The 9,385-nt window shown below is 72.0% G+C and carries 9 protein-coding genes; 4 read left to right on the top strand and 5 right to left on the bottom strand.

Annotated features, from left to right (window positions below; genetic code table 11):
* Nucleotides 1-17: 17 nt before the first annotated feature.
* Genes NGK70_RS05730 through NGK70_RS05710 form a run of 5 tightly spaced genes read right to left on the bottom strand, consistent with a single transcriptional unit; the run spans nucleotide 18 to nucleotide 5,452 of the window.
* On the bottom strand, nucleotides 18-1,415 hold the full coding sequence (locus tag NGK70_RS05730) for an MFS transporter (protein WP_251972317.1): 1,398 nt from the start codon (nucleotides 1,413-1,415) through the stop codon (nucleotides 18-20).
* Nucleotides 1,412-2,005: a chalcone isomerase family protein gene (locus NGK70_RS05725; RefSeq protein ID WP_251972316.1), complete on the bottom strand. Its 594-nt coding sequence runs from the start codon at nucleotides 2,003-2,005 to the stop codon at nucleotides 1,412-1,414. The genes NGK70_RS05730 and NGK70_RS05725 overlap by 4 nt, the downstream gene beginning before the upstream one ends.
* A complete protein-coding gene (locus tag NGK70_RS05720; RefSeq protein WP_251972315.1) occupies nucleotides 2,002-3,252 on the bottom strand; it encodes an SAM-dependent methyltransferase in 1,251 nt (416 codons plus the stop codon). The genes NGK70_RS05725 and NGK70_RS05720 overlap by 4 nt, the downstream gene beginning before the upstream one ends.
* Before the next feature lie 44 nt (nucleotides 3,253-3,296).
* Complete coding sequence (locus NGK70_RS05715; RefSeq protein WP_251972314.1) at nucleotides 3,297-4,118, bottom strand: DUF1365 domain-containing protein; 822 nt, start codon at nucleotides 4,116-4,118, stop codon at nucleotides 3,297-3,299.
* A gap of 11 nt (nucleotides 4,119-4,129) precedes the next feature.
* A complete protein-coding gene (locus tag NGK70_RS05710; protein ID WP_251972313.1) occupies nucleotides 4,130-5,452 on the bottom strand; it encodes an NAD(P)/FAD-dependent oxidoreductase in 1,323 nt (440 codons plus the stop codon).
* A 505-nt stretch (nucleotides 5,453-5,957) separates the two neighbouring features.
* Between NGK70_RS05710 and NGK70_RS05705 the strand changes: the two genes are divergently transcribed.
* From NGK70_RS05705 to NGK70_RS05690, 4 genes are all read left to right on the top strand, one after another.
* Nucleotides 5,958-7,022: a MerR family transcriptional regulator gene (locus NGK70_RS05705; RefSeq protein WP_251972312.1), complete on the top strand. Its 1,065-nt coding sequence runs from the start codon at nucleotides 5,958-5,960 to the stop codon at nucleotides 7,020-7,022.
* A gap of 40 nt (nucleotides 7,023-7,062) precedes the next feature.
* Complete coding sequence (locus tag NGK70_RS05700; RefSeq protein ID WP_251972311.1) at nucleotides 7,063-7,971, top strand: NUDIX hydrolase; 909 nt, start codon at nucleotides 7,063-7,065, stop codon at nucleotides 7,969-7,971.
* 143 nt (nucleotides 7,972-8,114) lie between these two features.
* A complete protein-coding gene (locus tag NGK70_RS05695) occupies nucleotides 8,115-8,684 on the top strand; it encodes a cytochrome b (RefSeq protein WP_251972310.1) in 570 nt (189 codons plus the stop codon).
* Nucleotides 8,685-8,719: 35 nt separating this feature from the next.
* On the top strand, nucleotides 8,720-9,304 hold the full coding sequence (locus NGK70_RS05690; protein WP_251972309.1) for a YceI family protein: 585 nt from the start codon (nucleotides 8,720-8,722) through the stop codon (nucleotides 9,302-9,304).
* Nucleotides 9,305-9,385 lie beyond the last annotated feature (81 nt).

Raw genomic sequence — 9,385 nt, 5'->3', positions numbered from 1 at the left:
CGGTCGTACACAGGTTCTCAGGGAGGATCGGCGGCCGCCGCGGCGGCAGGCACCGACGCCGAGGGTCGCGTCGGCACTGTCGACTGCGTCGGCCCACCCCAGCGCAGCAGCAGGGCCAGGGCCGCCAGCTTCAGGACGCAGGGCAGTCCGGCATAGACCCAGGCCAGCGCGTCGAGCCCGGCCGGGCTGGCGGCACCCGGCACGTAGCCCAGCCAGCCCAGCAGCGGCAGCACGAGGCCGGCCGCCAGCGCGAGGTTCAGCTTGGACGCGGCATTCCACCAGCCGAAGAACAGGCCCGCATCGGCGCCCGCCCCTCCATCCCTGCCCGACCCGGTGCTCCCGCGACGGCTGGCCACCACCTCGGCCAGCAGGGTGGCGGGCAGCGCCAGGTCGGCCCCCAGCGCCAGCCCGCTGGCCAGGCAGACCGCGGCGAACAGCGCCACATCGCCAGCGCCCAGGCCGATCGCCCCGGCAAAACCCGCCACGGCGATCACCATGCCCAGCGCCCAGGCGCGCACCGCCCCCCAGCGGCGCACGGCGTGCACCCAGGCGGGCAGCGAGACCACACCGGCCACGAAGTACAGCGCCAGGAACGCACCCTCCCAGGCCGGCGCCTGCAAGCGATCGCGGATGAAGAACAGCACCAGCGTGGCCGGCACCGCCGCCGCCACGCCGTTGACGAGGTAGACCGCCAGCATGCGACGAAAGGCCGGCAGCCGCCAGGGCAGCAGCAGCCCCTGCCATGCGACTGCCCCCGCCGGACGTACCGGCGCCACCTCGGGATCGGCCGGCAGCACAGGCGGTGGAGCCGGCGCCGCACGCAGCGCCAGCCAGCCGATGGCCAGCGCGGCGCAGAGCACGACAGCCGTCACCGTCAGCCCGGCCAAGCTGGGCAGCAGGCTGGCGGCCACCACGCCGACCAGCCCGGCGCCCTCGCGCGCCGACACCCAGCGTGACTGCGCCAGCTCGCCTCCGCCCAGCCGCACGCCCCAGGCCTGGTGCAGCACCGACGCCAGCGACCAGCCCGCGCAGGTCAGCGCCAGCCAGCCGCCACACCAGGCGAGCAGTTCGGCTGGGCCGAGCGGCGGCGCAAAGAACAGCTGCACGAAGCCCAGCGCCACCAGCACCGCCGCTGCCCCCAGCAGCGCCCAGGCCGCACGGCCACCGCGCGCCAGCAGCCGGTCCGCCCATCGCCCCAGCAGCGGATCCACCAGCGCATCCAGGCAGCGCACCGCCAGCAGCAGGGCGCCGAGGGTGGCCAGCGCCACGCCGTGCACCTGCGCGTAGTGCTGCGGCAGTTGCACATACAGCGGCAGGGCGACGAAGGCCAGCGGGGCCCCCAGGCCGCCATAGGCCAGCGCGGCGCGTGGGTTCCAGGCGGCGGGCGCTGCCGCGCGCCGGGGCGCGGACGTCATCGCGGCACCAGCCCGAGCAGCGCGTCGCGCTGGGCCGCATCCCGGCTGCGCGGCGACAGCCAGATGCCGAAGAAGCGCTCGCCAAACCCCGCAGACCCCGCAAACCCGGCGTCTGCGACCGCGTGCGTGGGTCGCCCATTCAGGTAGAACGCCGATTCGCGCCCCGGCCGGTGCCAGCCGAGCAGCCGGTCACCTGGCTGCACATCGGGGAAGGCCGCGCGCATCTGCGCCAGCCAGGCCTGCGCCTGGGCCTCGGGCAGCGCCTGTTGGCGCTGCATCTCCTGCAGCGAGCGCTCGGCGATCGCCGCGCCCTCCAGCGCGCGCACGTAGCGCAGGCCGAGCACGAACTCCTGCTGCGCATAGCCGGTGGCCGTCACGGGCTGGCGCGTCCAGAGCCGGGCGTCGTAGATCGGCAGGCCGAACCAGCGCAGCCGCATGCGCCCCTGCTCCTGGGCGCCGGGCAGCAGCCGCAGCGCCTCCTGGGCCTCCGGTGCCTCGTCGGACGCAGCCGCCGCACGAGCCAGCAGCGGCCCGAGCAGCCCGGCCGCCAGGAACGAGCGGCGCGTGGGGGCGCCAACGTTCCCGCTCACGCCGCCCGCCTCAGCGTGTACTGCACGACGTCGGTGTTGCCGGTGTCGAAGGCCGCCTCACAGTAGGCCAGGTAGAACTCCCAGGTGCGCTGGAAGGTGGCGTCGAAGCCCAGGCGCTGCACGGCGGTGCGCTGGGCGTCGAAGGCGACACGCCAGCGCCGCAGCGTCTCGGCATAGTCGCGGCCGAAGCCGAAGGCCCGCTCCACCACCAGCCCGGCCCGCTCGGCTTCGCGGCGGAAGGCGGCGTCGCAGGGCAGCATGCCGCCCGGGAAGATGTACTGCTGGATGAAGTCGCTGGAGCGGCGGTAGCGATCGAACAGGTCGTCGCGGATCGTGATGGTCTGGATGCAGGCCCGAGCGCCCGGCTTGAGCAGGCGCTGCACCTGGCGGAAATAGGTGGGCCACTGGGCCTCGCCGACCGCCTCGAACATCTCGATCGAGACGATCGCGTCAAAGGCCGGGTCGGTGATGTCGCGGTAGTCCTGCAGGCGCAGGTCGGCGCGCTCGGCCAGACCGGCACGCGCCAGCCGCTGCTGGCCCCAGTTCAGCTGCTCGCTGGAGAGCGTCACGCCGGTCAGCTGTGCGTCCAGATCACGGGCCGCCACCTCGGCCACCGCGCCCCAGCCGCAGCCGATCTCCAGCACGCGGCTGCCAGGCCCCACGCCAGCCTCGGTCAGCGCACGGCGCATCTTGGCCTGCTGGGCCTGCGCCAGCGGGCGGTCGAGGTCGCCCTCGAACCAGGCCGACGAGTAGTTCATCGTCTCGTCCAGCCAGCTGCGATAGAAGTGGTTGCCCAGGTCGTAGTGCAGGTGGATGTTGCGGCGGCTGCCGCTGCGGCTGTTGCGGTTGAGCGCATGGCGCAGCCGGTGCGCCAGGCCGCCCCACCAGCTGCCGTAGACCAGGCGCTCCAGCGCCTCGCGATTGGCCAGCAGCAGGCGCAACAGCGCGCTCAGGTCGGGCGTGTCCCAGCCGCCCTCGATGTAGCTGCGCGCAAAGCCGATGTCGCCCTCGGCCAGCGCGGCCGCCAGCGGCGATCCGTCGTGCAGGCGCAGGCTGGCCTGGGGCGCCTGCGCGGAGGTGTCGCGGCCAAAGTGGCGCACGCTGCCGTCGGGCAGCTGCAGGTGCAGATGGCCGTGCGGCAGGCGCTCCAGCAGCCCCAGCACGGAGCGCGCCGCCACCGGCAGGCGCTGGGTGGAGGACGGCGGACGGGCCAGCGTCGGCGACGTCAGGACGGTGGTGTCGTTCATGGCGAGGTGCGCTCAGGTGGAGGGAAGGAAATGGGCGGCAGGAATCAGCGGCTGACCACGGCGGCAGGCGGCTGCGGCTTGCGCCAGAAGGGCACGCGCTTGAGCCACAGCTGCAGCGCCTGCCAGTGGATGCGGGCCAGCACCATGGCGGTCAGCGCCGGCATGCGCCGGCCGGCTCGCCAGAGTGCGGCACGGGTGAGCGGCTCGAGTTGGCCGCTGACACTGGTCGACAGCAGCGGGCCGCCGGCATCGTCGAGATCAACGCGCACCACGGTGCGCCCGGCGTCCACCACGTCGCCCGGGACCCCCGGCACGCGCAGGAAGCGGAAGCGGTAGCGCCCATCGACGCTGCAGAAGGGCGAGACGTGGAAAACCTTGCGCACGCCGACCTCGCGCCCCCAGCCGAGCCCCGGGCCGTCGAGCAGGTAGGCGTGTCGCTCGCCGAAGGTGTTGTTCACCTCGGCCAGCACGGCCGCCAGCGAGCCGTCGGCGCGGTGGGCGTACCAGAAACTCACCGGCTTGAAGACGATGCCGAACACGCGCGGGTAGGTGTGCAGCCAGACCTCGCCATCGGCGTCGTCGATGCCAGCCTCGGCCAGCAGGCGCTCGAACCAGGCCAGCGCATCCGGGCCGCCCTCGCCGTGGTCGGCGTCGTGAAAGCTCACCCAGCCTGCGCGGTTGCGCGCCAGCACCGCATCGGGCGACTGGCGCAGCGAGCGCAGCGGCAGCAGCAGGAACCAGGTCGGGTAGCGGAACTCGTGCGGCACCGGACGCAGCCGGGCGTGGCGCACCAGCCCGGTACCGAGCAGGGCCCGGGCGCGGGCGGGCACCGGCGCGGGATGGGTGGCGGTGGCGAGCGAGCTCACGGTCGACGCCCTCAGGCGGCCAGCCGCACGTCGCCGCACTGCCAGGACGCCTGCAGGCCAGCCACCACCTGCTGGGCGGACTTGAGCCCGTCCTCGTGGAAGCCGTAGCCGGTCCAGGCGCCGCAGAACCACAGGCCGCGCCGACCCTGCAGCTCGTGCAGGCGGCCCTGGGCGGCAATGGCCGCGCGATCGAACACCGGGTGGGCGTAGTCGAACTCGGCCAGCACCGCCTCCGGGCGCGGCTCGCGCACCGGGTTCAGCGAGACGATCACCTCCTGGCGGAACGGCAGCGGCTGCAGCCGGTTGATCAGGTAGTGCAGGCAGACGGCACGCGATTCGCCGCCAGCCGACACCGCCTGCTCGTAGTTCCAGGCGGCCCAGGCGCGGGAGCGCTTGGGCAGCAGGCCGGTATCGGTGTGCAGCACGGCACGATTGGGGTGGAAGCCGATCGCCCCGAGCAGCGAGCGCTCGTCGACCGAGGCCTGGTCGCCCAGCAGCGCCAGCGCCTGGTCGGCATGGCAGGCCAGCACCACCTCGTCGAAGTGCTCCGCGCCTGTGTCGCTGACCACCAACACGCCCCCCAGGCCGTCCGCGTTCGGGCGCAGCGCGCGCACCGGCTGGCACAGGCGCACGTCCGGAATGCGCGGCAGCATGCGCCGCACGTACTCACGCGAGCCGCCGCGCACCGTGTGCCACTGCGGCCGGTCGGTCACCTGCAGCAGTCCATGGTTGTGGCAGAAGCGGATCAGCGTGGCCACCGGGAACTGAAGCATCTGCTCGGTCGGGCAGGACCAGATGCAGGCCACCATCGGCAGGAAGTACCAGCAGCGGAAGTGCTCGGAGAAGCCCAGCTCGTCCAGGAAGGCGCCGATCGGCTGGTCCAACGCTGCTTCATTGCCCTGGCGCGCCAGCTCGGTGGTGATGCGGTTGAATCGCAGCAGCTCTCGCAGCATGCCGATGAAGCGCGGACGGAGCAGGTTGCGACGCTGCGCGAACACCGTGTCGAGGCTGCTGCCGCACCACTCCAGCGCGTCGGCGACGGACTGCACCGAGAACGACATGTCCGACGGCGCCGTGGGCACACCCAGCTGCTCGAACAGCTTCAGCAGGTTCGGGTAGGTGCGGTGGTTGAAGACCAGGAAACCCGTGTCCACGCCATGGCGCACCAACTGCCCTGACGCATCGGGCAGCTCGACGTCCACCGTGTGCGCATGGCCGCCGACATAGTCATTGGCCTCGAACAGCGTGACGCGGGTGCAACGGCCCGGCTCACTGAGCAACCAGGCGGCAGACAGGCCGGCGACGCCCGACCCGATGACGGCAACGCGCTTCATCGTGCCACCCCCGCGCCACAGGCGGTCGTGGCCGCGACGGCGGGGCGGCGATCCACGCCACCCCGCGTCCACGATGAAGAGAAGACCGTGCAGCGCCCCGAAGCGAACGAGGGAGGGAGGGAGGAGGAGGAGATGCGCTTCGGAGGGACAACCCGGACATCCGGGTGACTGCACGGTTGAAACCGGTTCGACAGTACTGGGACACCATGTGAGCGCCCTGACCTGCCGCCGCGATGCGCGTCCTCCACGCACCGCACGGGCTCTGTGACCGACCGCTGCGAAAAAAGTTCCCGGGCAGGCACCGAAACGCGCAAGCCCGCCGGCGCGCCCGCCTCCGATGACCAGCCCCGGCGTGGGACCGAGGCCATGACCAGGCTGGGCACATTGAAGAGGCACACCATGTTTGTCCTAGACGAATTGAATCTGTGCGCCATCTTAGTTCGACAAATGATTTTGTTCAACACTTTGTCCATGACAAAATAGAGTCCACCGCCCGTCGCCGAACATGAACACCACCGCCCCAACCACACCGCCCGACTGGACCATCGCCGCCGTCGAGCGCGATACCCGCATCGGCAAGGACACCCTGCGGGTCTGGGAGCGCCGCTATGGCTTTCCGCAGCCGGTGCGCGACGCCAACGGCGAGCGGCTGTATCCGCTCGACCAAGTCGAGCGGCTGCGCCACATCAAGCGGCTGCTCGATGCCGGCCTGCGCCCGGGCAGGGTGGTGGCCATGCCGCTGGACGAGCTGCTGCGCCACGCCGGGGGCTTGCCGCCGGCCACGTCGGCCTCACCGCCCCTGTCGCCCGCGTCGGCCACATTGGCCAACAAGGCCCTGGACCGCGCCCTGCCCGCGGCCGCCGCGGCCACCATCGACGGTGAGGCGCGCCGCCTGCCATCCAACGACGTGGCCGCGCTGATGCAGCTGCTGCGCGCGCACGAGTTGCACGGCCTGCGGCGCAGCCTGAGCCAGGCGCTGCTGCGGCGCGGGCTGGCACGCTTCATCACCGAGATGGCCATCCCGCTCCTCGCAGAGGTGGGCACAGCCTGGTCCCGGGGCCAGCTGCAGATCTACGAGGAGCACCTGTGCAGCGAGGTGCTGGAAACCGTGCTGCGCGCGGCGCTGGCGGCCGCCCCCGCGCCGGATCCGCTGGGACGCCCGCGGGTGGTGCTGGCCACCTTCCCGGGCGAGCACCACGGCCTGGGGCTGCTGATGGCGGACGCGCTGTTCGGCGTCGAAGGCTGCTGCTGCCTCAACCTCGGCCGGCAGACGCCGATGCGCGAGCTGCTGCTGGCCGCGCAGGCGCACCGCGCCCAGGTCGTCGCCCTGAGCTTTTCCAGCGCCAACAACCCCAACCAGGTGCTCGACAGCCTGCAGGAGCTGCGCCGCCAGACCGATCCCGCCATCGAGATCTGGGCCGGCGTGCCGTTCGCGCCCCTGCTGCGGCGTGGCTGCGATGGCGTGCAGCTGCTCAGCCGGCTCGACGACATCCCTGCCGCGGTGCAGCGCTGGCACAGCGAACGGGGTGACCCGCTTGCCACATCCGCCAGCAACACGGGCCGGCCGTGAACCCGCAGCCGCTGGCGCCCACCCGCAGGAGTCCGCACGCATGAACACCCCCCGGCGCTGGGCCTGCCTGGAGCAAGCGATGGACCACGACCCCGCCACCCGCGTGGCCTGGTGGGTCAGCGCGCCCGGGCAGGCGCGGGCGTGGGCCGGCAGCATCGCCCGGCATCACCGGGAAGCCGTGTGCGATCTCGACCCGGCCGGCTGGCGGCGTGGAGAGAACGGCGACCTGCACCTGACCTGGCCGGCCGAGGAGCGCGATGCGCGTCTTGCCGCGCTGAACCACGCGCTTCGCCAGGCCGGTCTGATCCTCGGCTGGCGCAACGAAACCTACCCGGTCTGGCCGCTGCAGGCACCGGCCGAGGCCTGCGTGCATGGCGGCAGCGCCCGGCCGCTGGCGCGCATCGAACGGGCCGCGGCGCGCTTCTGGGGCAGCCTGACCCTGGGCGCGCACTGCAACGGCTGGGTGGCCGATGCGCTCGGGCGGCCGACGCAGCTCTGGATCGGCCGACGCTCACCCGACAAGGCGACCGACCCCGGCCGGCTCGACAACCTCGTCGGCGGCGGCGTGCCCGACGGACAAACCCCCTTCGAGACCCTGCAGCGCGAAGGCTGGGAGGAGGCCGGCCTCTCGCCCGGGCAGATGGCCCCGGCCCAACCGGGCGGCGTGATGGCGCTGTGCCACGACCTGCCCGAGGGCCTGCAACGCGAGGTCCTGTACGCCTACGACCTGCAACTGCCCGCAGCGGTCATGCCGGCCAACCAGGATGGCGAGGTGGCCGCCTTCACCTGCCTGGACGTCCACGCTGCCCTCGACGCCGCGGCCCATGGCGAGATGACGGTGGACGCCGCGCTGGTGACGCTCGACTTCGGCCTGCGCCACGGCCTGCTCGGCAGCGAGGCGGCGCCCCTGGAGGCGCGCCGGCGCGCCCTGGGCGTCCTTGCCGGTTAAAGGCCTGGCGGGTGGATGCGGCGGGACGAAGTTCCCCACGGCTGTTCGAAGTTTTCAAACGTCGGCATCACCCAGCGTGAACCTGTGGGAAAACCTGGCCGGCTAAGCTCCCTCCCAGTTTCAACGCATCGAATCGCCTCGACATGCCCCCACCTTCCTCGGCCCCCGGCGCCCGCTACGGCCTGACCGCCATCGCGCTGCACTGGCTGCTCGCACTGGCCATCGTGGCTGCCTTCGCGGTGGGCCTGTACATGCACGAGCTGCCGCTCTCGCCGCAGCGCCTCAAGCTCTATAGCTGGCACAAGTGGGCGGGGGTGTGCATCCTGCTGCTGTCCGTGCTGCGGCTGGTCTGGCGCCTCACCCACCGGCCGCCGCCGCTGAGCGACCAGATGACCACTGCCATGCCGGCCTGGCAGCGCGCCGCCCACCACGGCGTGCACCACCTGATGTACCTGCTGTTCTTCACCGTGCCGCTGGTGGGCTGGGCCTACAGCTCGGCCGCGGGTTTCCCCATCGTGCTGTTCGGCGTGCTGCCGTTGCCGGACTTCGTGCCGGCCGACAAGGCGCTGGCCGAGGTCATCAAGCCCTTCCACGCGATTGCCGCCTTTGCCCTGATCGGCCTGGTGCTGCTGCACGTGGGGGCTGCGCTCAAGCACCAGTGGATCGACCGCGACGGTCTGCTCGACCGCATGAACCCCTTCAAGCGCGCCTGAAGTCCCAGGCCCTCACCCTTCCACGACGCACCGCCATGTCACTGCCCCAGTCTCTGTCCCGCATGCTCGTCACCGGCGCGCTCGGCACCACCGCCCTCCTGGGCAGCCAGGCCGCGCTGGCCCAGCAGAAGGTCGACCCCGCCAAGAGCGAAATCACCTTCGTCAGCAGGCAGATGGGCGTGCCCGTCGAAGGGCGCTTCCGCAAGTTCGACGCCCAGGTGAGCTTCGACCCGAAGAAGCCCGAGGCCGGCAAGATCGCCTTCAGCATCGACCTTGGCAGCACCACGGTCAGCCCGGACGCCGACGCCGAGTTGCCCAAGGCCATCTGGTTCAACGTGCCGAAGTTCCCCCAGGCCACCTTCCAGTCCGGCGCCATCAAGGCGGCCGGCCCGGGCAAGTTCGAGGTGGCGGGCAAGCTCGCCATCAAGGGCAGCAGCCGCGATGTGGTCGTGCCCGTGTCGCTGACGCAGGCCGGCGGCATCACCACCGCCAACGGCAGCTTCGCGATCAAGCGCCTGGACTTCAAGATCGGTGAAGGCGACTGGGCCGACACCTCGATGGTCGCCAACGACGTCCAGGTGAAGTTCAAGCTCACGCTCAGCGGCGTCGGCCCGCTCTGAGCGGCCCGCCAATCCGTCACCTCCCAGTTCTCTTCGTACCCCCACCGCCGCCGCTACCACGGCGGCGCCTTTCCCCTCCGC

Source organism: Sphaerotilus microaerophilus, from assembly GCF_023734135.1.
Classification (GTDB): Bacteria; Pseudomonadota; Gammaproteobacteria; order Burkholderiales; family Burkholderiaceae_C; genus Sphaerotilus; species Sphaerotilus microaerophilus.
This window is presented reverse-complemented; position numbering and strand designations above follow the sequence as displayed.